Source organism: Dyella thailandensis (assembly GCF_050749815.1).
GTDB lineage: Bacteria > Pseudomonadota > Gammaproteobacteria > Xanthomonadales > Rhodanobacteraceae > Dyella_A.
Map to the genome: position 1 here is coordinate 1,001,042 of NZ_CP192735.1, position 22,787 is coordinate 1,023,828.

Consider the following 22,787-nt stretch of genomic DNA (forward strand, 5'->3'; position numbering starts at 1 on the left):
CGGTCGGGCGCGTCTGCCGCTAAAATGCCTAATTTCCAGCACGGCTGCATCCCATGACCCCCCTGATTTTCGTCACCGGCGGTGTGGTGTCCTCACTTGGCAAGGGCATCGCCGCGGCGTCGCTGGCTTCCATCCTGGAAGCGCGTGGTCTCTCCGTCACCATGATGAAGCTCGATCCCTACATCAATGTGGATCCGGGCACCATGAGTCCCTTCCAGCACGGCGAGGTGTACGTCACCGACGACGGCGCCGAGACCGACCTCGACCTCGGCCACTACGAGCGCTTCGTCCATACCCGCCTGACCGGCAAGAACTCGATCACCACCGGCAAGATCTACGAGAGCGTGATCCGCAAGGAGCGCCGCGGCGATTACCTCGGCGCCACCGTGCAGGTGATTCCGCACATCACCGACGAGATCAAGCACTGCATCCACGAGGCCACCCGAGGCTTCGACGTGGCGCTGGTGGAGATCGGTGGCACGGTGGGTGACATCGAGTCGCTGCCGTTCCTGGAGGCGATCCGCCAGTTGCGCATCGAGCACGGCCCGGAGAAGTGCCTGTTCATGCATCTCACCTTGGTGCCCTTCATCAAGGCCGCCGGTGAGATCAAGACCAAACCCACCCAGCACTCGGTGAAGGAGCTGCGCTCGATCGGCATCCAGCCGGACATCCTGCTGTGCCGCTGCGAAGAGCCGCTGCCGGACGGCGAGCGCCGCAAGATCGCGTTGTTCACCAATGTGCCGGAGAACGCTGTGATCAGCGCGGTGGACGTGGACGTGATCTACAAGACCCCGCTGTGGCTGCACAGCCAGGGCCTGGACGACATCGTGGTGAAGAAGCTCGGCCTGGACGCCAAGCCGGCCGACCTCAGCGGCTGGCAGCGCACGGTGGACGCCGTGGTGCATCCGAAGGACGAGATCACCGTCGCGATCTGCGGCAAGTACGTCGAGCACAAGGACGCCTACAAGTCGCTGGGCGAGGCGCTGCGCCATGGCGGCATCAAGCAGCAGACCCGGGTGAACCTGGAGTGGATCGACTCCGAGCAGATCGAGGCCGAAGGCGCCGCCAAGGTGCTCGGCCACGCCGATGCCATTCTGGTGCCCGGCGGTTTCGGCAAGCGCGGCTTCGAGGGCAAGGTGCTTGCGGCCAAGTACGCCCGTGAGCACGGCGTGCCGTACTTCGGCATCTGCTACGGCATGCACGCGGCCGTGGTGGACTTTGCCCGCCACGTCGCTGGCCTCGCCGACGCCGACTCCAGCGAGAACGACCGCCACACGGCCAATCCGGTGATCGCGCTGATCACCGAGTGGACCACAGCCACCGGCGAAGTCGAGCAGCGAAGTGAACGCTCGGACCTTGGCGGCACCATGCGTCTGGGCGCGCAGGAATGCCGCCTCAAGGCCGGCACGCTGGCGCGCGAGATGTATGGCCAGGACGTGGTGCGCGAGCGTCATCGCCACCGCTACGAGTTCAACAACCGCTATCGCCAGTCGTTCGAGGATCTTGGGCTGGTGATCTCGGGCAAGTCGATGGATGACCTGCTGGTGGAAATCGTCGAGCTGTCGCCGCAGAAGCACCCGTGGTTCTTGGGCTGCCAGGCGCATCCGGAGTTCACCTCCACCCCGCGCGACGGGCATCCGCTGTTCATCGGGTTCGTCCGCGCGGCGCGCGAATACAAGGCCGTGCAGGGTGCCGAGCGCCTGGCGGCGAAGGAGTCGGTGGCATGAAGCTGTGTGGATTCGAAGTCGGGCTGAACCAGCCGCTGTTCCTGATTGCCGGGCCGTGTGTGGTGGAGTCCGAGCAACTGCAGATCGATACCGCCGGCACGTTGAAGGAGATCACCACACGGCTGGGTATCCACTTCATCTTCAAGTCGAGCTTCGACAAGGCCAACCGTTCCTCCGGCCAGAGCTTCCGCGGCCCGGGCATGGAGGAAGGCCTGCGCGTGCTCGGTGAGGTCAAGCGTCAGCTCGGCCTGCCGGTGCTCACCGACGTGCACGAGTACACGCCGATGGACGAGGTGGCCTCGGTGGTCGACGTGCTGCAGACCCCCGCGTTCCTGTGCCGCCAGACCGATTTCATCCAGAAGGTGGCCCGCGCTGGCAAGCCGGTGAACATCAAGAAGGGCCAGTTCCTCGCGCCCTGGGACATGAAGCACGTGGTGGCCAAGGCCAAGGACGTCGGCAACGACGACATCCTGGTGTGCGAGCGCGGCGCCAGCTTCGGCTACAACAACCTGGTGTCGGACATGCGCTCGCTCAGCGTGATGCGCGATACCGGCTGCCCGGTGGTGTTCGACGCCACCCACTCGGTGCAGTTGCCGGGCGGGCAGGGCGCCACCTCCGGCGGCCAGCGCGAGTTCGTGCCGGTGCTGGCGCGCGCGGCGGTAGCGGTGGGCATCGCTGGCTTATTCGCCGAGACGCACCCTGATCCAGATAAGGCGCTTTCCGACGGCCCCAACGCCTGGCCGCTGGGCAAGATGGAGGCCTTGCTGGAGACTCTGCTCGAACTCGATGCTGTGACCAAGCGGCACGGGTTCCTGGAGAGCCAGTGAGCCGCAGCCCGGTCGGACAAGATGATGTGGAAGGCGCGCTCTCCAAGCACTCTAGGTTCGCCATCGTGTCGGTCGTCCTCGGGCTTCTGGCGGTGCTCATCCCGCTGGTCCTGGGAGCCGTGAGCATGGCCGCGGCGGCTCCCCGTCCCGGTCCCGTGGCGCTCGGCACCGTCGGCCCATCTTTAGGGTTCATGGTGGGGGCCGTGCGGGGCGTGATCCTTTCCTTGCCTCTAGCACTGGCCGGCTTCGTGGCTGGGCTGGTGGCCGGGTGGCGCCCCGCGCGGAGCAAGCTTTATGCGCGTCTCGGAATGATGGTTAATCTCTCGTTCCTCGTAGCGCTCTGCCTCTTCACCTTTGCTACCTAAACCCGCCCTTTAAGGAATCGCATGACTACCGACATCACCCGCATCCACGCACGCGAAATCCTCGACTCCCGCGGCAATCCCACGCTGGAGGCCGAAGTCACCCTGGCCGGCGGCGGCTTCGGTCGTGCTGCAGTTCCCAGTGGCGCCTCCACCGGCACCCGCGAGGCGGTGGAGCTGCGCGATGGTGACAAGGCGCGCTATGGCGGCAAGGGCGTGAAGACGGCGGTCGGCCACGTCAATGGCGCCATCGCCAGCGCGCTGAAAGGCTTCGATGCGGCCAACCAGGGTGGACTCGACGCCAAGCTGATCAACCTCGACGGCTCGCCGAACAAGGGCAAGCTCGGCGCCAACGCGTTGCTGGGCGTGTCGATGGCCGCCGCGCATGCCGTCGCCGCGCAGCGCAAGCTGCCGCTGTGGCGTTACGTGGCGGAAATCAACGGCACCACCGGCAAGCCCGGCATGCTGCCGGTGCCGATGATGAACATCATCAACGGCGGCGAGCACGCGGACAACAACATCGACGTGCAGGAATTCATGGTGCTGCCGGTGGGCATGCCGACCTTCGCCGAGGCGCTGCGCGCCGGCGCGGAGATCTTCCATGCGCTCAAAAGCGTGCTCAAGGGCAAGGGCCTGAATACGGCGGTGGGCGACGAAGGCGGCTTTGCGCCGAACCTGCGCTCCAACATCGAGGCGCTGGACACCATCCTCGAGGCAATCACCAAGACCGGCTACAAGGTCGGCAGCGAGATCCTGCTGGGCCTCGATGCCGCCAGCTCGGAGTTCTACAAGGACGGCAAGTACGACCTGGCCGGCGAGGGCAAGCAGTACACCTCCGAGCAGTTCGTCGACCTGCTGGCCGGCTGGGCGAAGCAGTACCCGATTGTCACCATCGAGGACGGCATGGCCGAGGGCGACTGGGCCGGCTGGAAGCTGCTCACCGACACCATCGGCGACCGCGTGCAGGTGGTCGGCGACGACCTCTTCGTCACCAACCCGACGATCTTCCGCGAGGGCATCGAGAAGAAGATCGCCAACTCGATCCTGATCAAGGTCAACCAGATCGGCACGCTGTCCGAGACGCTGGAAGCCATCGCCATGGCCGACGCGGCCAAGTACTCGGCGGTGATCTCGCATCGCTCCGGCGAAACTGAGGACACCACCATCGCCGACATCGCGGTGGCCACCACGGCGACCCAGATCAAGACGGGTTCGCTGTGCCGCAGCGACCGCGTAGCCAAGTACAACCAGCTGCTGCGCATCGAGGAGCAGCTGGGCGCAGAGGCCCGCTACGCCGGGCGCCACGCGTTCCCCAACCTCGCCCGCCTGCCTGGCTGAGCGGGAACAAGGCCGCCATGCTGCGCTGGGTCGCGCTGATCCTGCTGGCTTTGCTGATCGCTCTGCAGGTAAAGCTGTGGAGCGACGCGGGCGGCATGCGCGAAGTCGACGCCCTGCGCGCGGCCGTGAAAAAGCAGGCGGATGAGAACCAGCGCCTGCAGCAGCGCAACCAGGCGCTGGCCGCGGATGTGTCCGATCTCAAGAGCGGCGAGCAGGCGGTGGAAGCGCGTGCGCGCGCCGAGCTGGGGCTGATCAAGCCCGGCGAGACGTTCTATCAGGTGGTCGAGAAGCCCGGCGCCAACGCAGCGCCTGCCGCGGCGTCCACCGCTCCCGCCGCCGGACAGCCATGAACACGGCCGCACTGTGGTGCGTGGTGCCGGCGGCCGGGCGCGGAATGCGCGTCGGCGGTGATCGCCCCAAGCAGTACCTGACGCTGGCCGGGCGGCCGCTGATCGAGCACACGCTCGACCGGTTGGCCCGGCATCCACACATCGCGGGGCTGATGGTGGTGCTGTCGGCAGGCGACGCGCTGTGGTCCGGCATCTCGATGCTGCACGGCAAGCCGGTATGTACGGCAGTGGGCGGTGCGGAGCGCTGTGATTCCGTGCTCGCCGGGCTCGATGCCTTGCCGGATGCGGTCGCCACCGATGAGTTCGTACTGGTGCATGATGCGGCCCGGCCCTGCGTGCGGCTGGACGACATCACACGCCTGATCGACCGCGCCAGTGCAGCGGACGGCGGCCTGCTCGGCGCACCGCTGCGCGATACGCTCAAGCGCGCCAACGCCGACGGCCGCAGCGCGCTGACCGAGCCGCGCGACCACCGCTGGCGCGCGTTCACGCCGCAAATGTTCCGCCGTGCTGCACTGTCGGCTGCGCTGCGCCAGGCGGCGCATGATCGCGTGACGGTGAGCGACGAGGCGATGGCGATGGAGCTGGCCGGCCACTCCCCGTTGCTGGTCGAAGGCGCGGAGGACAACATCAAGGTCACCACGGCAGCGGACTTCGCGCTGGCCGAATTCCTGCTGGCGAGGACGGCGTAATGCGCACAGGGGGCGAAGGGTGAGGATCGGTCAGGGTTTTGACGTGCATGCGTTCGGCGATGGCGATTTCGTCACGCTGGGCGGCGTGCGTGTGCCGCACGGGCGCGGGCTGCTCGCCCATTCCGATGGAGACGTGGTGATCCACGCGCTGTGCGATGCCATTTTCGGGGCGCTGGCGCTGGGCGATATCGGGCAGCACTTTCCGCCGTCGGATCCGCATTGGCGCGGCGCCGACAGCCGCCAGTTCCTGCGCCACGCGGCCGTGTTGATGGCGCAACAGGGCTACCGCCTGGGCAACGCGGACGTAACGGTGATCTGCGAGGCGCCCAAGGTCGGCCCGCACGCGCCGGCGATGCGTCAGAACCTGGCGACGGATCTGGGCTGCGATCTGTCACAGGTGAGTGTCAAGGCCACCACCACCGAGAAACTGGGCTTCACTGGCCGCGGCGAGGGCATTGCGGCGCAAGCCTGCGTGCTGCTGGAGCGCGCGTGAGCGAGGTCGAGGCCCGCGGTTCCGGCAACCGGTTGCAGGAGCAGTTGGAAACCATCGTCGAGCTGCTGCGGCAGCAGTCGCGCATGCGCGATGAGCTGGACGAGCTGCGCGACAACGGCGCCAGCCCGGTCGATCGCGCGCCGATCGCCGAAGCGCTGCGCGACAGCGGTGACGTGCTCCAACAGCAGCTCGACCCGCTGCACCCGGCCGATATCGCCTTCATCCTGGAATCGCTGCCGCTGGCCGATCGCTTGGCGGTATGGCAGCGCGTTCGCGCCGACCGCGACGGCGAGATCCTGCTGGAAGTGTCCGACGCGGTGCGCGAGTCGCTCATCGCCGACATGGACCAGGGCGAGATCATGGCGGCGGTCGAGCCGCTGGACGCCGACGAGCTGGCCGACCTGGTCGAGGACCTGCCCACCGAGGTGCTGCCGGAGCTGATGGCCAGCCTCGACGCGCAACAGCGCGAGCGGGTGCAGTCGGCGCTGTCCTACGAGGACGACCAGATTGGCGCGCTGATGGATTTCGAGATGGTCACGATCCGCGAGGACGTGAGCCTGGAAACCGTGCTGCGCTACCTGCGCCGGTTCGACGAGCTGCCCGCGCAGACCGACAAGCTGTTCGTGGTGAACCAAGACAACCTGCTCACCGGCGTGCTGCCGCTGCACTGGTTGCTGGTCAATTCGCCGGACAAGATGGTCGGTGCCGTGATGGCGCCGGACGTCAATACCTTCCACCCGCACGACGATGCCTACGAGGTGGCGCAGGCGTTCGAACGCTACGACCTCGTGACGGCCCCAGTGGTGGACGAGGGCGGACACCTGATCGGTCGCATCACGGTGGACGCGATGGTCGACGTGATCCGCGAGGAAGGTGAGAGCGAGGCGCTCAGCCGCGGCGGTCTGCGCGAGGAAGAGGATATCTTCGCCTCGGTGTGGGCCAGCCTGCGCAACCGCTGGTCGTGGCTGGCGATCAACCTGGTGACCGCATTCATCGCCTCGCGGGTGATCGGGCTGTTCGAGGGTTCGATCCAGAAGCTGGTGGCACTGGCCACGTTGATGCCAATCGTCGCCGGCATCGGCGGCAACTCGGGCAACCAGACCATCACGATGATCGTGCGCGCCATGGCGCTCAACCAGATCAACGCCGACAGCGCACGCCGCCTGTGGCGCAAGGAGCTGGGAGTATCGCTGTTCAACGGCCTGATCTGGGGCGGCGTGATCGGCGTGGTGGCGTTCCTGCTGTATCGCAACGTGGCGCTGGGCGTGGTGATGACCGCGGCGATGACGCTCAACCTGCTGCTGGCCGCGTTCGCCGGCGTGGGTATTCCCATGCTGATGACCAAGTTCGGGCGCGACCCGGCGCTCGGCTCCAGCGTGCTGATCACCGCCATGACCGACAGCGGCGGCTTCTTTATCTTCCTTGGCCTGGCGACGTTGTTTCTGCTTTAGGCCTTGCAGCTGACCGGGATCACCCGGCGGAGTGTGTTGTGTCCGAATTGCCCTTTGCCTGCGGTGCCGTGCCGTTGACCGCGCGCCTGCGCGTGGCACCGGAGGATTTCATCGTAGAGGAGATCCTCGGTTACGACGCCGATGGCGCGGGCGAGCACGCGCTGTTGTGGGTGGAAAAGCGCGGCGCCAACACCGATTGGGTAGCCCGGGAGCTGGCCCGGTTTGCCGAGGTGCCGCCGGTGAACGTGGGCTACGCCGGTCTGAAGGATCGTCATGCAGTGACGCGTCAGGCGTTTTCCGTGCAGTTGCCCGGTCGTCCCGACCCGGATTGGCCGGCCTTTCCGCATGCCGAGGTGCAGGTGCTCGCGGCCACGCGCCACAGCCGCAAGCTCAAGCGTGGAGCGCTGCGCGGCAACCGCTTCGTGCTCACGCTGCGCGAGGTGCGCGGCGAGCGCGAAGCGGCCGAGCGCGTGCTGCAGCAGATCGCTGCGCGCGGTGTCCCTAACTACTTCGGCGAGCAGCGCTTTGGCCGCGAGGGCGGCAACCTGGCGCAGGCGCGTGCGATGTTCGCCGGTCGGCGAATGGATCGCGACAAGCGTTCGATCCTGCTTTCCGCCGCGCGTTCGCAGATCTTCAACAGCGTGCTGGCCGCGCGGGTGGAGCAGGGCACCTGGGATACCGCATTGCCGGGCGAGATCTGGTCGCTGGCCGGTTCTCGCTCATGGTTCGGCCCCGAGCCGTTCGGCGACGCCCTGGCCGGGCGCTTGGCGCAGGGCGACATCCACCCATCCGGGCCGTTGTGGGGCGAGGGTGAGCCACCCGCCACGGACGTGGTCGGAGCGCTGGAGCGCCAGGTGGCGGCCGAGCATGCGGACTTGGCCGAAGGCCTGGTCAAAGCGCGCATGGAACACGAGCGCCGCGCCCTGCGCCTGATGCCGAAGGACCTGCGCTGGCGCTGGCTGGACGACGCCACCCTGGAACTGGCCTTCGAGCTTCCTGCCGGCGCCTACGCCACGGTGGTGGTACGCGAGCTCGCTAACGTAGGCGCCTGAGCGGTTTAGCGCTTCAGCAGGACCACCACCGCGCCCGTGCCGCCGAGCGCCGGCCGCGCCGACGCGAAGGCGATCACCTCGTCGCGCCGGCGCAACATGCGGTCGGTCAGTGACTTCAACACCGGCCCGGCCGACTTCGACCGCAGCCCCTTGCCGTGCACGATGCGCACGCAGCGCAAGCCGTTCTGCCGCGCCTCGGCCAAGAAGTCGGCGATGCTGGCCTGCGCGGCGGCGGCATTCATGTGGTGCAGGTCGAGATCATCCTGCACGCTGAAATGGCCGCGCTTGAGCTGCTTGAGCAGCTTCGGCGGATAGCCGTCGTGCAGGAAGCTCAGTTCCTCACCCACCTCCATCAGAGCGGGGTCGAACGCCATCTCCAGCAGTTCGCCAGGCACGGCCGCCTCGTCGGCTTCGAACATGCGCGGTCGCGGTGCCGGTTTTGGCGCTACCGGCGGGGGCGGCGCTGGATCGAACGCACGCACCTCGCCGATCGCCTCGCGGAACAGGCGCGCGTCGTCCTCGGTGATGGTGGTGGGCGGGCGGCGCTTCATGGGGTCCATGCTACCCAATGCGGCAGTCGCCGCGGGGCCAAAAGCACGTCGTCCTCCATGAATCTCCCCCGCCGCTCGGTTAGACTCAAGCGCTTCAAGCGGCAACGGCGGCAGGGGTCTCCCGCCGTTCCGGAAACGTTCGACGACGGATCAACATGCGAGTTCTGGTAAGTAACGATGATGGCGCGGATGCACCGGGCATCCGCGTACTCGCCGAACGCCTCGGCGCAGTGGGCAAGGTAACGGTGGTGGCGCCCGACCGCGACCGATCCGGTGCCAGCAATTCGCTCACCCTCGATGCGCCGATTCGCGTGCTGCGCATGGACAACGGCTACTACCGCGTCGCCGGCACCCCCACCGATTGCGTGCACCTGGCACTGGCCGGCCTGCTCGACGAGGAGCCGCACATCGTCGTATCCGGCATCAACAACTCGGCCAACCTGGGCGACGACGTGATCTATTCCGGCACCGTCTCGGCGGCGATGGAAGGGCGCTTCCTCGGTTTGCCGGCGATCGCCGTGTCGCTGGTCAGCAAGGATCACCGCGGCGAGCACTACGAATCTGCCGCGCGCGCAGTGGTGATGCTGATGGAGCGGCTGCTGGTCGATCCGCTGCCGGCCGACACCATCCTCAACGTCAATGTGCCCGACCTGCCGTGGGAGCAGATCCGCGGCTTCGAAGTGGCGCGGCTGGGCAAGCGCCATCGTGCCGAGGCGTGCATCGCGCAGACCGATCCGCGCGGCCGCCCGATGTGGTGGATCGGCCCGGCTGGCGACGCCGAGGACGACGGCCCCGGCACCGATTTCCACGCGGTGCGCCGCGGCTACGTGTCGGTAACGCCGATCCACGTCGACCTCACCCGCTACCAGGCGCTGGAGAAGGTCAGCGGCTGGATGCAGGCGATGACCGACGCCATCGACGACCAGGCGGCCTGAGCGATGAACATCCATCCGCTGCCGCCGTCGGCACTGAAAGGCGAGGGCATGACCTCGCAGCGCGCCCGCGACCGCCTCGCCGCCACGCTCAAGGAAAGTGGCATCCGCGATGCGCGCGTGATCGACGTGATCCGCAACCTCGCGCGCCACCATTTCATCGACCAGGCGCTGCACTCGCGCGCTTACGAGAACACCGCGCTGCCGATCGGCCACGGCCAGACCATCTCGCAGCCGTGGGTGGTGGCGCGGATGACCGAGGCGCTGCTGGAGTTCGGCGTGCCGCAAAAGGTGCTGGAGATCGGCACCGGCTCGGGCTACCAGGCCGCCGTGCTGGCCGCGCTGGTGCCGCAGGTCTACACGGTGGAGCGCATCGAAGAATTGCTGCGCCAGGCACGTCGGCGTTTCCGCCAGCTGGGCATCGCCAATCTGCGCTCGCGTTACGACGACGGCAAGCTCGGCTGGCCGGACGAGGGTCCGTTCGATGCGGTGATCCTCACCGCCGCTGGTGATGCGATTCCGCATGCCATCCTCGACCAGATGACGCCGACGGGCGTGCTGATCGCGCCGGTCGGTTCGCCCAGCAGCCAGACGCTGATCCGCATGCGCGGCGACGGGCAGGGCGACTTCATCCAGGAAGAGCTCGGCCCGGTGAGTTTCGTCCCGCTGCTCGGTGGCATCGGCTGATGCGCCTGTTCGGAGCGTTGTATGCGCGGGCGCTGAAGTGGGCGCGCCATCCGCGGGCGATCTACTACCTGTGTGGGCTCAGCTTCGTGGAGGCCTTCATCTTTCCGGTGATGCCGGAGGTGATGCTGGCGCCGATGATGCTCGGCAAGCGTCATCGTGCCTTCTTCTACGCCAACATCAGTCTGCTGTTCTCGCTGCTCGGCTCGTTGGTGGGCTATGCGCTCGGACACTGGGCCTACGACAGCATCCATCCGCTGCTCAGCCCGGCGATGCAGCAGACCATCGGCACCTGGGTAACGCAGTTGCGCAACGACATGAGCCAGCACTGGCTGGCCATGCTCGGGGCCTTGATGCTCGCGGCCCTGCAGCCGGTGATTCCGATGAAGTTTGTCACCTGGGCGGCGGGCATCGTCGGCGTGCCACTCGTGCCGTTCCTGGCGTGCATGGCGATCGGGCGCGGCAAGCGCGTGTGGCTGCTGGCGTTGCTGGTGCGGGTGGTGGGCGAGCGTGCGGAACATATTCTGCACAAGAACATCGAACGTATCGGCTGGGGCGCCATCGCGCTCATCGGTCTGTTGCTGGTGTGGTGGCTTTGGCTGCGGTGAGCCTGCCGGCGCGCCGGTCATTGCATAGGAAACGCGGCATGAGGTCGCTATGCTTCGTGGCATGAAGGGAACCATCCAGGCGCTCGCGCTGCTGCTGCCCGCCGTCTTGCTGGCCGCCTGCGGCACCACCCGTTCGGTCGTGGTGCAGCGATCCAGCCAGTCGCGCTCGTCGACCTACGAGCCATCCAGTCGGGCGCAGGTGAGCCACGCCTCCAGCTACCGGGTGAGCAAGGGCGACACGCTCTATTCGATCGCGTTCCGGCATGGCGTGGATTTCCGCGATGTCGCCCGTTGGAACGGCATCGCTGCGCCTTACACGATCTGGCCAGGGCAGCAGCTGGTGCTGCGCGCTCCCACCTCTTCCCGTGTGCCTGCCCCAACCGTGGCCCGGGCTGCTCCGCCACCCCGCGCTCCCGCCGCTGCGGTGAAAGCGCCGGTGCGGCCGCCGGTTGCGCCAGCGTCGAGTCGTTCGGTGGCCGATGCGGTGCCGGTGGCCGGCGTGCCGGCCAGCGTTCCCGCGCCGCCGCCGCCGGCTCCGCCCACCCCGGCGCCCGGCGGGACGCGTTCGGCCGGCGGCGTCAACTGGCGCTGGCCCGCCGATGGCCGCTTGATCAAGGGGTTTCAGAGCGGCGATGCGATCCCCGGAATCGAGATCGCCGGCGCGGCCGGAAGCCCGGTCCGCGCCGCCGGCGACGGCGTGGTGGTCTATAGCGGCAACGGGCTGGTGGGCTACGGCGAACTGATCATCGTCAAGCACAATGACGACTTCCTCTCCGCCTACGGACACAACCGCAAGCGGCTGGTGAAGGAAGGTCAGCGCGTGTCGGCGGGACAGCAGATCGCGGAGATGGGCGCCACCGGGGCCTCGCGCGACGAGCTGCAGTTCCAGATCCGTCGCAACGGCAATCCGGTGAACCCGCTCGACTACCTACCTTCGCGCTGAGGCTCAGCCAGCCCCGGCGCCGGGAAGAATGAAACCCACCACCACGCGACGGCCTTCACCGGCCAGCAGGTCGTAGGTGCGTGCAGCTGCGGCGTTGTCCATCACCTCGATGCCTACGCCGCGGCGCAGGAAAGCGGCGAGAAAGTCGGCTGGCGGGAAGCGCTGCCGTTCGCCGGTGCCCAGCAGCACGAGCTCCGGCTGCAGATCGAAGAACGGCGCGGCCAGATTTGGCGTGAGGGCGGCGGCGTCCACGGCCGGCCACTGCTCGATCATGCGATCCGGCGCAAGCAGGAAGCTCGCCTCGATGTTGCGGTCGACCACGGTGACGTAGCCGGGGGCGGTGCGGCGCACGAACAGAAACGCATCCGGGCGGTCGAGCGACAGGTCCATCAGCGCGGCAGGGCCAGCTTCGGATCGTCAGTGTTGCGACGGAACAGCACCACGATGTGCCCGATCTCCTGCACGCTCTCGGCGCCCGTGCCGTCGGTCAGGAACTGGATTTGCGCCTGGCGCTCCTCCTTGTCGCCGCCAGACAGCTTCACCTTCACCAGCTCGTGATGGGTCAGCGCGAGGTCCAATTCCTTCACCACGGCGTCGGTGGCGCCCTTGGCCCCGAGCAGGATCACCGGGCTCAGGTCGTGGGCAAGACTGCGCAGGTAGCGGCGCTGGGAAGGGGAGAGGGCCATGCGGGGAAACGCTCGATTCGCGGAGGATTGACCGCAAAGGGTATCATGCAGGCCACTCCCCGTATCTGTGACCTTGCCGCCATGCCCCGCAGCAAAAGCAGTTCCCGCTGGCTGCGGGAACACTTCGACGACGTCTACGTAAAGAAGGCCCAGGCGGAGGGTGTCCGTTCCCGTGCGGTGTACAAGCTCGAGGAATTGATCGAGCGCGATCGCCTGCTCAAGCCGGGGATCACCGTGGTGGATCTGGGTGCGGCGCCGGGCGGCTGGTCGCAACTGGTGCGTCAGCGCCTGGGCGATACCGGCAAGGTGGTGGCGCTCGACATCCTGCCCATGCAGGGCATTGCGGGAGTGGATTTCCTGCAGGGCGACTTCCGTGAGGCAGACGTGTTGTCACAGCTCGAAGCCCGGCTGGACAACCAGAAGGTCGATCTTGTGCTGTCGGACATGGCCCCCAATATGAGTGGCGTGGCCCTTGCGGACCAGATCCGTTCGATGGATCTGGCTGAACTGGCGCTGGACTTCAGCCGGCAGTGGCTCAAGCCCGGTGGTTCGTTCCTGATCAAGTTGTTCCAGGGTACGGGCTTCGATGATTACCTTCGTAGCTTGCGTGCGGACTTTTCGCGCGTGACTATGCGTAAACCTAAGGCTTCCCGCGCGCGTTCGCGGGAGGTGTACGCGCTGGCCGTTGGTCTGAAGGCCGGCGGTGCGCAACCGGGCGGAAACCGCGTATGAACGAGATGGCTAAAAACCTCCTGCTCTGGCTGATCATCGCGGTGGTACTCATCGCCGTGTTCCAGAGCTTCAATCCCCATGGCGGCGCATCGTCCGATCTGCCCTACAGCGCATTCGTGCAGAACGTGGACAACGGCAACGTGTCCAACGCCAATATCAGCGCGGAAACCCCGGCCACGATCAGTGGCAAGCTCAAGGACGGCACCAGCTTCCGTACGGTGGCGCCCGTGCTGGGCTTCTCCACCAACACCGTGATCAAGCAGATGCAGGACAAGGGGGTTGAGGTCCGCCAGGACTCGGCACCCGGCTTCTCGCTGGTCAGCCTGCTGGTGAGCTGGCTGCCGGTGATCCTGATTGCAGGCGTGTTCATCTGGTTCATGCGCCAGATGCAGTCCGGCGGCGGTGGCCGCGGCGCGATGAGCTTTGGCCGATCGCGCGCCAAGCTGCAGGGCGAGGACCAGGTCAAGGTGAACTTCAGCGACGTCGCCGGTTGCGACGAGGCCAAGGAAGAGGTTGGCGAGCTGGTCGAGTTCCTGCGTGACCCGGGCAAATTCCAGAAGTTGGGCGGCAAGATTCCGCGCGGCGTACTGATGGTGGGCCCGCCCGGTACGGGCAAGACCCTCCTCGCCAAGGCCATTGCGGGCGAGGCCAAGGTGCCGTTCTTCTCGATCTCCGGCTCAGATTTCGTGGAGATGTTCGTCGGCGTGGGCGCCAGCCGCGTGCGTGACATGTTCGAGCAGGCCAAGAAGCATGCGCCTTGCATCATCTTCATCGACGAGATCGATGCGGTCGGCCGTCATCGCGGCGCCGGGTTGGGTGGCGGTCACGATGAGCGTGAGCAGACCCTCAATCAGCTGCTGGTGGAGATGGACGGCTTCGAGGGCACCGAAGGCATCATCGTCATCGCGGCCACCAATCGCCCGGACGTGCTCGATCCTGCGCTGTTGCGTCCGGGCCGCTTCGATCGCCAAGTCGTCGTCGGTTTGCCCGATGTGAAGGGGCGTGAGCAGATCCTGCAGGTGCACCTGCGCAAGGTGCCGATGGCCAGCGACGTCAACGCGATGTTGATCGCGCGCGGTACGCCCGGGTTCTCCGGCGCCGACCTGGCCAACCTGGTCAATGAGGCGGCGCTGTTCGCCGCGCGCGAGAACGCGCGCGAAGTGCGCATGAATCATCTGGACAAGGCGCGCGACAAGATTCTGATGGGCGCCGAGCGCCGCTCGATGGCGATGAGTGAGGACGAGAAGAAGCTCACCGCCTACCACGAGGCCGGACACGCGATTGTGGGGCGCCTTGTCCCTGAGCATGACCCTGTCTACAAGGTCACCATCATTCCTCGCGGCCGTGCCCTCGGCGTGACGATGTATCTGCCCGAGAACGACAAGTACAGCATCAATCGCGTGGCGATCCAGTCGCAGCTTTGCTCGCTGTACGGTGGTCGCGTGGCGGAGGAGCTGATCTTCGGCGCCGACAAGGTCACCACCGGTGCATCCAACGACATCGAGCGAGCTACCAAGATGGCCCGCAACATGGCCACCAAGTGGGGGCTTTCGGACGAACTGGGTCCCATCACCTATGGCGAGGACGAGGACGAGGTGTTCCTGGGGCGCTCGGTAACCCAGCACAAGAGCATCTCGAACGAGACCGCCAGCAAGATCGACGCAGTGGTGCGCGGGATCCTCGATCGCGCGTATGCGCGCAGCAAGCAGTTGCTGACCGACAACATCGACAAGCTGCACGTGATGGCCGAGGCCCTGCTCCAGTACGAGACCATCGACGCGCACCAGATCGACGAGATCATGGCTGGGCGCGTGCCAGGCCCGCCGGCGGACTGGTCGAAGAGTGGCCCGGGTGGCCCGGTTCCGCCGCTGCCGCCGCGCGGCGATACGGGTTCGAGCAAGGTGGGCAATCCCGCCGTTCAGAGCTGATCGATCGGCAGCGAACCGTCGAGGGCCTCCACAAACGCCGCGGGTTCCGCGGCGTTCTCGTTTGGATGGCCAAACGGCGATGCGATGCCCGACTCCACGCTCGTGTACGGGGAGGGCAGGCGCAACCGCGCAACAAAAAAATCAAAAAAGGTGTTGACGCCTGGCGGCTGTATCTGAATAATTCCGCTTCTTGCTTCGGCGCTCTTCACTTCGGTGGGTGAGCAAGCCAAGGCAGAATGTTTGAAGTGTGCGCCCGTAGCTCAGCTGGATAGAGTACCTGGCTACGAACCAGGCGGTCGGGAGTTCGAATCTCTCCGGGCGCGCCATCTTCATCCAGGAATCGTTCGTTCGCGGATGCTTCCGAACCGCGGGGCGGTGGATTGCCCAGCGGGCCGAACGGTAAGTTGGTTCGGTGTGCTCGTATACGGATTGACTGAGCGGCACGTCACCCGTACATTTGAAAGCTTCGCGCAGCGAATGTGATCGATGTTTTTGGCGGGGTATAGCTCAGTCTGGTAGAGCGTTGCGTTTGGGACGCAAAAGTCGGGGGTTCGAATCCCTCTGCCCCGACCACGCTAGGCCCTTCCGTGCGGTGACTGCGCCTGTAGCTCAACCGGATAGAGCATCGGCCTTCTAAGCCGACGGTTGCAGGTTCGAGTCCTGTCGGGCGCGCCAACAAAGTGTTTTATGGTGGGCGTAGCTCAGCTGGTTAGAGTCCCGGATTGTGATTCCGGATGTCGTGGGTTCGAATCCCATCGCTCACCCCAAATTTAAAGTTTCAGGGCCGTTAGCTCAGCTGGTAGAGCAGTTGACTCTTAATCAATTGGTCGTAGGTTCGAATCCTACACGGCCCACCACTGAAACCAGGACGCCGGTCGACATCGACCGGCGTTTTGCTTTTCTGGGGTCCCGTCGGCGGGGGCGCCGATGCTCGGTGAGGCGCTTGTGCTTCAGGCTGGCGCGACCCTAGAATACCGGGCTTTCGTGTAAGGTAATCATCGACTTAGGGCCGCTCTGCAGAGTGCGCGAACGATCTGCCCGAAGGCTGTCGCCAGGGGGCAAATTGCTCGTGAAATCTGCCGCTTACGGTGCTTCGACGATGCGGAGCGAAAGTGGCGGAACTGGTAGACGCACCAGATTTAGGTTCTGGCGGGTAACACCGTGCGGGTTCGAGTCCCGCCTTTCGCACCAATCCCTTGCTGTTTTCACGTTGCCGGTGGCGAACATGCCGCCGCGGTGCCCTCGCCGGGCCCGTTATCGAAGGTCATTCAGGAGTCGTCATGCAGGTTTCGGTTGAGAACGTCGGCAAGCTCGAGCGCAAGCTCACGGTGAAGTTTCCTGCTGAGCGCTACGAGTCGCAGGTCAGCGCGCGCATTGCGGAAATGGGCCGCACGGTTCGCCTCAAGGGCTTCCGTCCCGGCAAGGTGCCGACCACCGTCATCCAGCAGCGTTTTGGCGCGCAGGTGCGTGGCGAGGTGCTTTCGGATCTGATCGGCAGCACCCTGCGCGAGGCTTTCGACAAGGAAAATCTGCGTCCGGTGGCGAACCCGGCCATCGACACCACCGGCAAGCCGGAGAACGGCGAAATCGCGTACACGGCCACCTTCGAGGTGATGCCGGAGTTCCCGACGATCGACGTCTCCACGCTGGCCATCCAGCGCCCGGTGGCCGAGGTATCCGACGCGGATATCGAGAAGATGATCGAGACGCTGCGCCAGCAGCGCCGCACCTTCGATGCCGTGGATCGCGCGTCGAAGGCAGGCGATTTCGTGATGTTCGAGTACGCCGCCCAGGCGGATGATTACCGCTTCCCGGCCGACGGCCTGGAGCGCGCCGGCAGCGTGCTGGGTTCGGGCACCCTGTTCAAGGCACTGGACGAGGCGCTCACCGGTCGCAAGGCCGATGAGTCGTTCGAGGCCGACATCGATTTCCCGGCCGATTTCCGCAACGAGCAGTTGGCGGGCAAGACCGCCAAAGTCAGCTTCAGCATCGTCAAGGTGCAGGAGCCGCAGTTGCCGGAGGTGGACGCGGAGTTCGCCAAGCTGTTCGGCATTGCCGACGGCGATCTGGAGACGTTCCGCAAGGAAGTCCGCGCCAACCTGGAGCGCGAGCTGAAGGCCACGTTGATGGCGCGGCTGAAGTCCGAAGTGGCCGAAAAGCTCGCCGAGACCTATGCCACCGTCGACGTGCCGAACCTGATGGTGCAGTCGGAGGCCCGCGCCCTGGCGGCCGGCAGCGTGCCGAAGGGTCAGCAGCCCCCACCGCAGCTGATCGAGGCGGCGGCGCCGATGGCGCGCAAGCGGGTGCTGGCCGGCCTGCTGATGGGCGAGATCGCGCGCAAGCAGTCGCTGGTGATCGACCGCAAGCGGGTTGCCGAGCAGCTCGCTGCGATCGCCTCGACCTACGAAGAGCCCGAGCAGGTCATTGAACTGTACAACTCCGATCCCCAATTGATGTCGGGACTGCAGAACCGCGTGATGGAAGACCAGGTGGCCGAGTGGGTGGCTGAACACGCCAATACCACTGCCCAGAACCTGAGCTTCGACGAGGTGATGCGTCCGGCGGGTGCCTGAGCCGCGTATCCTCGGGTTGTTCCATCAGGCCAATTACCGGAGTGCCGCACAGATGACCATGGATCCGATCAAGAATCTCAACCTGGTGCCCATGGTCGTCGAGCAGACGGCCCGCGGTGAGCGCTCGTATGACATCTACTCCCGCCTCCTCAAGGAGCGGGTGATCTTCCTGGTGGGCGAGGTGAACGATCACGTCGCCAACCTGCTGGTGGCGCAGATGCTGTTCCTGGAATCGGAAAACCCCGAGAAGGACATTCATCTGTACATCAACAGCCCAGGCGGTGCGGTGACCGCGGGTCTGGCGATCTACGACACGATGCAGTTCATCAAGCCCGACGTCAGCACCATGTGCATCGGTCAGGCCTGCAGCGCGGCGTCGTTGTTGCTGATGGCTGGCGCCAAGGGCAAGCGCTATTCGCTGCCCAACTCGCGGGTGATGATCCACCAGCCGTCCGGCGGTGCCCGCGGCCAGGCCACGGACATCGAGATCCAGGCGCAGGAGATCCTGTACCTGCGTCGCCGGTTGAACCAGATCTACGTCGATCACACCGGGCAGCCGCTGGAGAAGATCGAGCGTGACATGGAGCGTGATCGCTTCATGAGCGCCGAGGCGGCGAAGGAGTACGGCCTGATCGACTCCGTGCTGGACCGCCGGGCGGTCGATACCGTCAAGTCGGCCTGATCAGGCCACACAAGAGCTGTTTTTCCCGGGCTCTGCGTCTGGATTCAGGCGCGGAGCCCTGTGTTATTCTCGGGTCGAAAACCGAGTTACTGGCAGGATCACAAGCATGAGCGACGAGCGGCAGGGGCGTTCCACCGACAGCGGCAAGATTCTCTACTGCTCCTTCTGCGGCAAGAGCCAGCATGAAGTGCGCAAGCTGATCGCGGGTCCCTCCGTGTTCATCTGCGACGAATGCGTGGAGCTCTGCAACGACATCATTCGCGAAGAGCTCGAAGAGAAGGCGGCCTCCGGCCGCACGCAGCTGCCCAAGCCCCGTGAAATCATGGAGACCCTCGACCAGTACGTGGTCGGGCAGACGCGCGCGAAGAAGGCGTTGGCCGTCGCGGTTTACAACCACTACAAGCGGATGGAGTCGCGTCAGAAGAGCGATGACATCGAGCTGGGCAAGTCCAACATTCTGCTGATCGGGCCTACCGGCTCCGGTAAGACGCTGCTGGCGGAGACCCTTGCGCGGCTGCTGAACGTGCCTTTTACGATCGCCGATGCCACGACGCTCACCGAGGCCGGCTACGTCGGCGAGGACGTCGAGAACATCATTCAGAAGCTGCTGCAGAAGTGCGACTACGACGTCGAGAAGGCGCAGTCCGGCATCGTCTACATCGACGAGATCGACAAGATTTCGCGCAAGAGCGAGAACCCGTCGATCACCCGCGACGTATCCGGTGAAGGCGTGCAGCAGGCCCTGTTGAAGTTGATCGAGGGCACGCTGGCCTCGGTGCCGCCGCAAGGCGGGCGCAAGCATCCGCAGCAGGAGTTCCTGCAGGTGGACACCAAGAACATCCTGTTCATCTGTGGTGGCGCGTTCGCCGGTCTGGAGAAGGTGATCCAGCAGCGTTCCGAGACCACCGGGATCGGCTTCTCGGCCGAGGTGCGCTCCAAGGAACGTACCTCCAACCTCGGCAAGGTGCTGGCGGATGTCGAGCCGGCGGATCTGGTGCGTTTCGGCCTGATTCCGGAGTTCGTGGGACGCCTGCCGGTGGTGGCCACGCTGGACGAGCTGGACGAAGCGGCGCTCGTGAAGATTCTCACCGAGCCGAAGAACGCTGTGACCAAGCAGTTCCGCAAGCTGTTCGAGATGGAGGGCGCCGAGCTCGAGTTCCGGCCCGAAGCCCTGCAGGCGATCGCGCGCAAGGCGCTCAAGCGCAAGACGGGTGCGCGCGGCCTGCGGACCATCCTGGAGCAGGTGCTGCTCGACACCATGTACGAGCTGCCGTCACTGGAACACGTGAGCAAGGTGGTGGTCGACGACGCCGTCATCGAGGGTCAGGCAGAGCCTTACCTCATCTATCGCGGCAACCTGCAGCAGCGAGCGGTGGGAGAGGGCGGCGGCGCCGCCTGACTGCACTGAACGTGCTGATGCAAGCTGATGCAAGAGCCCGGCCATGGCCGGGCTTTTTTCTTTTCCAATGCCTGTCACGGACTTGCGCGGAAGTCCCACTGCCTCCACTTGACGGGATAAGGTCCCCGGCGCAGTGTCGGTGACAGGCCAGACTCGAGAGATTTCCATGGCAAAGAACGCCTCTTCCACTACCGCGACCACCGGAAAGCCGGCGCCGCTCGACGCACTGCCGGTGCTGCCTCTGCGTGACGTGGTGGTCTATCCCCACATGGTGATCCCGCTGTTTGTGGGCCGCGACAAATCCATGCGCGCGCTCGAGCGCGCGATGGAGGGCGAGCGCCAGATCCTGCTGGTTGCCCAGAAGAGTCCGGACATCGACGATCCCGAGATTGCCGACCTGCACCAGGTGGGAACGCTTGCCGGTGTACTGCAGTTGCTGAAGTTGCCCGATGGCACCGTGAAGGTGCTGGTCGAAGGCCAGGCGCGCGTGGCGATCGAGAATTACCAGGACGAGGGCGGGATGCTCACCGCCCGCTCGCACGTCATCGAGCCGGTCTACAGCTCGAAGGAGCGTGAGCTCGACGTGGTGTCGCGCACGCTGACGTCGCTGTTCGAGCAGTTGGTCAAGCAAAGCCGCAAGCTGCCGCCGGAGGTGCTCGCCACGTTGTCGGGCATCGAGGATCCGTCACGCCTGGCCGACTCGATCGCCGCCCATCTGTCGGTGCGCATGGCCGACAAGCAGAAGGTGCTGGAGACGGCCGATGTCGGTCAGCGGTTGGAGCTGCTGATCGGTCTGGTCGATGGCGAGATGGATCTGCAGCAGGTGGAGAAGCGCATCCGCGGCCGCGTGAAGTCGCAGATGGAAAAGAGCCAGCGCGAGTACTACCTCAACGAGCAGATGAAGGCGATCCAGAAGGAGCTGGGCGAGGGCGAGGAAGGCCCCAACGAAGTTGAGGAACTTCAGCGCAAGATCGACGCGGCCGGTATGCCGAAGGTGGTGCTGGCCAAGGCGCGCCAGGAGTTCAACAAGCTCAAGCAGATGTCGCCGATGTCGGCCGAGGCGACAGTGGTGCGCAACTACCTCGACTGGCTGGTCGGTGTGCCGTGGAAGAAGCGCTCGAAGGTGCGCAAGGATCTGCAGCTTGCCCAGGAAGTGCTCGACGCCGATCACTTCGGCCTGGAGAAGGTCAAGGAGCGCATTCTCGAGTACCTCGCGGTGCAGCAGCGTGTGAATGCGATGAAGGGTCCGATCCTTTGCCTGGTCGGCCCGCCCGGCGTGGGCAAGACCTCGCTCGGCCAGTCGATCGCCAAGGCGACCAACCGCAAGTTCGTTCGCATGAGCTTGGGCGGCGTGCGTGACGAGGCCGAGATTCGGGGCCATCGCCGTACCTATATCGGCTCGATGCCGGGGCGCATCGTGCAGAACCTGAATAAGGTCGGCGCGAAGAACCCCCTGTTCGTGCTGGATGAGATCGACAAGATGTCGATGGACTTCCGCGGCGATCCGTCGTCGGCGCTGCTTGAGGTGCTGGACCCCGAACAGAACCACGCCTTCAACGATCACTATCTCGAGGTCGACCTGGACCTCTCCGAGGTGATGTGGATCGCTACGGCCAACTCGCTGAACATCCCCGGGCCGCTGCTCGATCGCATGGAGGTCATCCGCATTCCTGGCTACACCGAGGATGAAAAGCTCGCGATCGCTCAGCGCTACCTGTTGCCCAAGCAGCTCAAGGCCAATGGCCTGAAGCCGGAGGAGCTGAGCGTGGATGCGGCCGCCGTGCGCGACATCGTCAGGTACTACACGCGCGAATCGGGTGTGCGCAATCTCGAGCGCGAGATCTCCAAGATCTGCCGCAAGGTCGTGAAGGAACTGACTCTCGGCGAGGTCAAGGCCGCCAGCGCCAAGGCGAAGGGCGCCAAGGTCAAGGCGAAGAAGAAGGCGTCAGGTGTCGTCGTGACCGGGGAGAACCTGGAGCACTACCTGGGCGTGCGCCGCTTCGACTTCGGCCGCAAGGAATTGCAGAACGAGATAGGTCTGGTGACGGGCCTGGCCTGGACGCAGGTCGGCGGTGATCTGCTGAGCATCGAGGCGTCGGTGGTGCCGGGCAAGGGCAAGCTGGTGCACACCGGTCAACTGGGCGACGTGATGAAGGAGTCGATCCAGGCGGCGCTGTCGGTGGTGCGCGCACGTGCCGAGGCATTGGGCATCGATCCGGAGTTCTACCAGAAGCTCGACATGCACATTCACGTTCCCGAAGGAGCGACTCCGAAGGATGGCCCGAGCGCAGGTATCGCGATGTGCACGGCGCTGGTCTCCGTGCTGACGCGTGTACCGGTTCGCTCCGAAGTGGCGATGACCGGCGAGATCACCCTGCGCGGTCGTGTGCTGCCGATTGGCGGGCTCAAGGAGAAGCTGCTAGCGGCGCACCGTGGCGGCATCACCACGGTGATCATCCCCGAGGAAAACAAGAAGGACCTGGCGGACATCCCGGCCAACATCACCGCTTCGCTCGAGATCCATCCGGTGCGCTGGATCGACGAGGTGCTCGACATCGCGCTGGAGCACCCGCTGCAGCCGACGAGCGCTGCGGGCGGAGAAATCGGCAAGGTGGAGGTGAAGTCGGAAGACCCCGCAGGTAGTCCGTCACGAACCCACTGAGCGCCCACCAAGCTGCTTCATGACGAACGCCCGGCACGTCCGGGCGTTTTTCATTGCTGCAGATGCAACATGCCCGCGATTCCGGCGCTATTTTCGTCGCCGCTGTCAAGCGCCG

General features: G+C 65.6%; 23 protein-coding genes and 6 tRNA genes. 25 read left to right on the plus strand and 4 right to left on the minus strand.

Translation table 11 applies throughout. The annotated features are described in order from the left end of the window. The first annotated feature begins 53 nt into the window (after positions 1-53). The 9 genes from ACQVBX_RS04575 to truD are packed head-to-tail and all read left to right on the plus strand — an operon-like array spanning position 54 to position 8,292. Positions 54-1,727 (plus strand): CTP synthase, encoded by a 1,674-nt coding sequence (locus ACQVBX_RS04575; protein WP_431636724.1) that lies wholly within the window; start codon positions 54-56, stop codon positions 1,725-1,727. Next, on the plus strand, positions 1,724-2,554 hold the full coding sequence (kdsA, locus tag ACQVBX_RS04580; protein WP_431636725.1) for a 3-deoxy-8-phosphooctulonate synthase: 831 nt from the start codon (positions 1,724-1,726) through the stop codon (positions 2,552-2,554). The genes ACQVBX_RS04575 and kdsA overlap by 4 nt, the downstream gene beginning before the upstream one ends. Further along, entirely contained in the window at positions 2,551-2,919 is a 369-nt protein-coding gene (locus ACQVBX_RS04585) for a hypothetical protein (RefSeq protein ID WP_431636727.1), read from the plus strand. The genes kdsA and ACQVBX_RS04585 overlap by 4 nt, the downstream gene beginning before the upstream one ends. A gap of 21 nt (positions 2,920-2,940) precedes the next feature. Then, positions 2,941-4,254 carry a phosphopyruvate hydratase gene (gene eno / locus ACQVBX_RS04590; RefSeq protein ID WP_431636728.1) on the plus strand — a complete coding sequence of 438 codons (1,314 nt, stop codon included), beginning with the start codon at positions 2,941-2,943 and terminating at the stop codon, positions 4,252-4,254. A 17-nt stretch (positions 4,255-4,271) separates the two neighbouring features. After that, a complete protein-coding gene (gene ftsB / locus ACQVBX_RS04595) occupies positions 4,272-4,604 on the plus strand; it encodes a cell division protein FtsB (protein ID WP_431636729.1) in 333 nt (110 codons plus the stop codon). Next, a complete protein-coding gene (gene ispD / locus ACQVBX_RS04600; protein WP_431636730.1) occupies positions 4,601-5,296 on the plus strand; it encodes a 2-C-methyl-D-erythritol 4-phosphate cytidylyltransferase in 696 nt (231 codons plus the stop codon). Before ftsB ends, ispD begins: the two co-directional genes overlap by 4 nt. A gap of 19 nt (positions 5,297-5,315) precedes the next feature. Continuing rightward, entirely contained in the window at positions 5,316-5,789 is a 474-nt protein-coding gene (ispF, locus tag ACQVBX_RS04605) for a 2-C-methyl-D-erythritol 2,4-cyclodiphosphate synthase (protein ID WP_431636731.1), read from the plus strand. Continuing rightward, positions 5,786-7,240: a magnesium transporter gene (gene mgtE / locus ACQVBX_RS04610; RefSeq protein WP_431636732.1), complete on the plus strand. Its 1,455-nt coding sequence runs from the start codon at positions 5,786-5,788 to the stop codon at positions 7,238-7,240. The genes ispF and mgtE overlap by 4 nt, the downstream gene beginning before the upstream one ends. A 38-nt stretch (positions 7,241-7,278) precedes the next feature. Next, a complete protein-coding gene (truD, locus tag ACQVBX_RS04615) occupies positions 7,279-8,292 on the plus strand; it encodes a tRNA pseudouridine(13) synthase TruD (RefSeq protein WP_431636733.1) in 1,014 nt (337 codons plus the stop codon). 5 nt (positions 8,293-8,297) lie between these two features. Here the strand turns inward: truD and ACQVBX_RS04620 are convergent, their stop codons facing one another. Continuing rightward, complete coding sequence (locus ACQVBX_RS04620; protein ID WP_431636734.1) at positions 8,298-8,843, minus strand: Smr/MutS family protein; 546 nt, start codon at positions 8,841-8,843, stop codon at positions 8,298-8,300. A 155-nt stretch (positions 8,844-8,998) separates the two neighbouring features. Here ACQVBX_RS04620 and surE point away from each other — a divergent pair, with 155 nt between their 5' ends. The 4 genes from surE (at position 8,999) to ACQVBX_RS04640 (ending at position 12,010) form a co-directional block, all read left to right on the plus strand. Beyond that, positions 8,999-9,778: a 5'/3'-nucleotidase SurE gene (gene surE, locus ACQVBX_RS04625; RefSeq protein ID WP_431636735.1), complete on the plus strand. Its 780-nt coding sequence runs from the start codon at positions 8,999-9,001 to the stop codon at positions 9,776-9,778. A 3-nt stretch (positions 9,779-9,781) separates the two neighbouring features. Next, a complete protein-coding gene (locus tag ACQVBX_RS04630) occupies positions 9,782-10,462 on the plus strand; it encodes a protein-L-isoaspartate(D-aspartate) O-methyltransferase (RefSeq protein WP_431636736.1) in 681 nt (226 codons plus the stop codon). Then, a complete protein-coding gene (locus tag ACQVBX_RS04635; protein ID WP_431636737.1) occupies positions 10,462-11,067 on the plus strand; it encodes a YqaA family protein in 606 nt (201 codons plus the stop codon). Before ACQVBX_RS04630 ends, ACQVBX_RS04635 begins: the two co-directional genes overlap by 1 nt. 61 nt (positions 11,068-11,128) lie before the next feature. Beyond that, the gene (locus ACQVBX_RS04640) at positions 11,129-12,010 is read left to right on the plus strand and encodes a peptidoglycan DD-metalloendopeptidase family protein (RefSeq protein ID WP_431636738.1); all 882 of its coding nucleotides are present in this window, start codon (positions 11,129-11,131) and stop codon (positions 12,008-12,010) included. Positions 12,011-12,013: 3 nt separating this feature from the next. Here the strand turns inward: ACQVBX_RS04640 and ACQVBX_RS04645 are convergent, their stop codons facing one another. Both ACQVBX_RS04645 and yhbY read right to left on the minus strand, forming a co-directional pair. Beyond that, positions 12,014-12,400 (minus strand): Mth938-like domain-containing protein, encoded by a 387-nt coding sequence (locus ACQVBX_RS04645; RefSeq protein WP_431636739.1) that lies wholly within the window; start codon positions 12,398-12,400, stop codon positions 12,014-12,016. Further along, positions 12,400-12,696 (minus strand): ribosome assembly RNA-binding protein YhbY, encoded by a 297-nt coding sequence (gene yhbY, locus ACQVBX_RS04650; RefSeq protein ID WP_431636740.1) that lies wholly within the window; start codon positions 12,694-12,696, stop codon positions 12,400-12,402. Before yhbY ends, ACQVBX_RS04645 begins: the two co-directional genes overlap by 1 nt. Before the next feature lie 81 nt (positions 12,697-12,777). Here yhbY and rlmE point away from each other — a divergent pair, with 81 nt between their 5' ends. Both rlmE and ftsH read left to right on the plus strand, forming a co-directional pair. Next, entirely contained in the window at positions 12,778-13,428 is a 651-nt protein-coding gene (rlmE, locus tag ACQVBX_RS04655; protein ID WP_431638111.1) for a 23S rRNA (uridine(2552)-2'-O)-methyltransferase RlmE, read from the plus strand. Then, positions 13,425-15,356: an ATP-dependent zinc metalloprotease FtsH gene (ftsH, locus tag ACQVBX_RS04660; RefSeq protein ID WP_431636741.1), complete on the plus strand. Its 1,932-nt coding sequence runs from the start codon at positions 13,425-13,427 to the stop codon at positions 15,354-15,356. The genes rlmE and ftsH overlap by 4 nt, the downstream gene beginning before the upstream one ends. Here ftsH and ACQVBX_RS04665 read toward each other — a convergent pair. Beyond that, positions 15,347-15,586, minus strand: coding sequence for a hypothetical protein (locus ACQVBX_RS04665; RefSeq protein ID WP_431636742.1), 240 nt, complete (start codon positions 15,584-15,586; stop codon positions 15,347-15,349). The two genes, ftsH and ACQVBX_RS04665, sit on opposite strands and share 10 nt — an antisense overlap. 19 nt (positions 15,587-15,605) lie before the next feature. Here ACQVBX_RS04665 and ACQVBX_RS04670 point away from each other — a divergent pair. The 10 genes from ACQVBX_RS04670 to lon all read left to right on the plus strand — a co-directional run bounded on the left by ACQVBX_RS04670 (position 15,606) and on the right by lon (position 22,672). Further along, a tRNA-Arg gene (locus ACQVBX_RS04670) sits at positions 15,606-15,682 on the plus strand. 170 nt (positions 15,683-15,852) lie between these two features. Then, positions 15,853-15,929 (plus strand) — tRNA-Pro (locus ACQVBX_RS04675). A gap of 25 nt (positions 15,930-15,954) precedes the next feature. Continuing rightward, positions 15,955-16,031: transfer RNA gene (locus tag ACQVBX_RS04680), tRNA-Arg, on the plus strand. A 15-nt stretch (positions 16,032-16,046) separates the two neighbouring features. Beyond that, positions 16,047-16,123: transfer RNA gene (locus ACQVBX_RS04685), tRNA-His, on the plus strand. A gap of 14 nt (positions 16,124-16,137) precedes the next feature. After that, positions 16,138-16,213, plus strand: a tRNA-Lys gene (locus tag ACQVBX_RS04690). Between the two features lie 249 nt (positions 16,214-16,462). After that, positions 16,463-16,547, plus strand: a tRNA-Leu gene (locus ACQVBX_RS04695). An 89-nt stretch (positions 16,548-16,636) separates the two neighbouring features. Beyond that, a complete protein-coding gene (gene tig / locus ACQVBX_RS04700; protein WP_431636743.1) occupies positions 16,637-17,929 on the plus strand; it encodes a trigger factor in 1,293 nt (430 codons plus the stop codon). A gap of 58 nt (positions 17,930-17,987) precedes the next feature. After that, positions 17,988-18,611 (plus strand): ATP-dependent Clp endopeptidase proteolytic subunit ClpP, encoded by a 624-nt coding sequence (clpP, locus tag ACQVBX_RS04705; RefSeq protein WP_431638112.1) that lies wholly within the window; start codon positions 17,988-17,990, stop codon positions 18,609-18,611. Positions 18,612-18,717: 106 nt separating this feature from the next. Continuing rightward, positions 18,718-20,010, plus strand: coding sequence for an ATP-dependent Clp protease ATP-binding subunit ClpX (gene clpX, locus ACQVBX_RS04710; protein ID WP_431636744.1), 1,293 nt, complete (start codon positions 18,718-18,720; stop codon positions 20,008-20,010). A 166-nt stretch (positions 20,011-20,176) separates the two neighbouring features. Beyond that, complete coding sequence (gene lon / locus ACQVBX_RS04715; protein ID WP_431636745.1) at positions 20,177-22,672, plus strand: endopeptidase La; 2,496 nt, start codon at positions 20,177-20,179, stop codon at positions 22,670-22,672. The last annotated feature ends 115 nt before the right edge of the window (positions 22,673-22,787 follow it).

What these genes read in the sequence shown, in the direction of transcription:
- ACQVBX_RS04575 (WP_431636724.1), top strand. Translation starts at nt 54, where the DNA reads ATGACCCCCCTGATTTTCGTCACCGGCGGTGTGGTGTCCTCACTTGGC.
- kdsA (WP_431636725.1), top strand. Translation starts at nt 1,724, where the DNA reads ATGAAGCTGTGTGGATTCGAAGTCGGGCTGAACCAGCCGCTGTTCCTG.
- eno (WP_431636728.1), top strand. Translation starts at nt 2,941, where the DNA reads ATGACTACCGACATCACCCGCATCCACGCACGCGAAATCCTCGACTCC.
- ftsB (WP_431636729.1), top strand. Translation starts at nt 4,272, where the DNA reads ATGCTGCGCTGGGTCGCGCTGATCCTGCTGGCTTTGCTGATCGCTCTG.
- ispD (WP_431636730.1), top strand. Translation starts at nt 4,601, where the DNA reads ATGAACACGGCCGCACTGTGGTGCGTGGTGCCGGCGGCCGGGCGCGGA.
- ACQVBX_RS04620 (WP_431636734.1), bottom strand. Translation starts at nt 8,843, where the DNA reads ATGAAGCGCCGCCCGCCCACCACCATCACCGAGGACGACGCGCGCCTG.
- surE (WP_431636735.1), top strand. Translation starts at nt 8,999, where the DNA reads ATGCGAGTTCTGGTAAGTAACGATGATGGCGCGGATGCACCGGGCATC.
- ACQVBX_RS04630 (WP_431636736.1), top strand. Translation starts at nt 9,782, where the DNA reads ATGAACATCCATCCGCTGCCGCCGTCGGCACTGAAAGGCGAGGGCATG.
- ACQVBX_RS04635 (WP_431636737.1), top strand. Translation starts at nt 10,462, where the DNA reads ATGCGCCTGTTCGGAGCGTTGTATGCGCGGGCGCTGAAGTGGGCGCGC.
- ACQVBX_RS04640 (WP_431636738.1), top strand. Translation starts at nt 11,129, where the DNA reads ATGAAGGGAACCATCCAGGCGCTCGCGCTGCTGCTGCCCGCCGTCTTG.
- ACQVBX_RS04645 (WP_431636739.1), bottom strand. Translation starts at nt 12,400, where the DNA reads ATGGACCTGTCGCTCGACCGCCCGGATGCGTTTCTGTTCGTGCGCCGC.
- yhbY (WP_431636740.1), bottom strand. Translation starts at nt 12,696, where the DNA reads ATGGCCCTCTCCCCTTCCCAGCGCCGCTACCTGCGCAGTCTTGCCCAC.
- rlmE (WP_431638111.1), top strand. Translation starts at nt 12,778, where the DNA reads ATGCCCCGCAGCAAAAGCAGTTCCCGCTGGCTGCGGGAACACTTCGAC.
- ftsH (WP_431636741.1), top strand. Translation starts at nt 13,425, where the DNA reads ATGAACGAGATGGCTAAAAACCTCCTGCTCTGGCTGATCATCGCGGTG.
- tig (WP_431636743.1), top strand. Translation starts at nt 16,637, where the DNA reads ATGCAGGTTTCGGTTGAGAACGTCGGCAAGCTCGAGCGCAAGCTCACG.
- clpP (WP_431638112.1), top strand. Translation starts at nt 17,988, where the DNA reads ATGGATCCGATCAAGAATCTCAACCTGGTGCCCATGGTCGTCGAGCAG.
- clpX (WP_431636744.1), top strand. Translation starts at nt 18,718, where the DNA reads ATGAGCGACGAGCGGCAGGGGCGTTCCACCGACAGCGGCAAGATTCTC.
- lon (WP_431636745.1), top strand. Translation starts at nt 20,177, where the DNA reads ATGGCAAAGAACGCCTCTTCCACTACCGCGACCACCGGAAAGCCGGCG.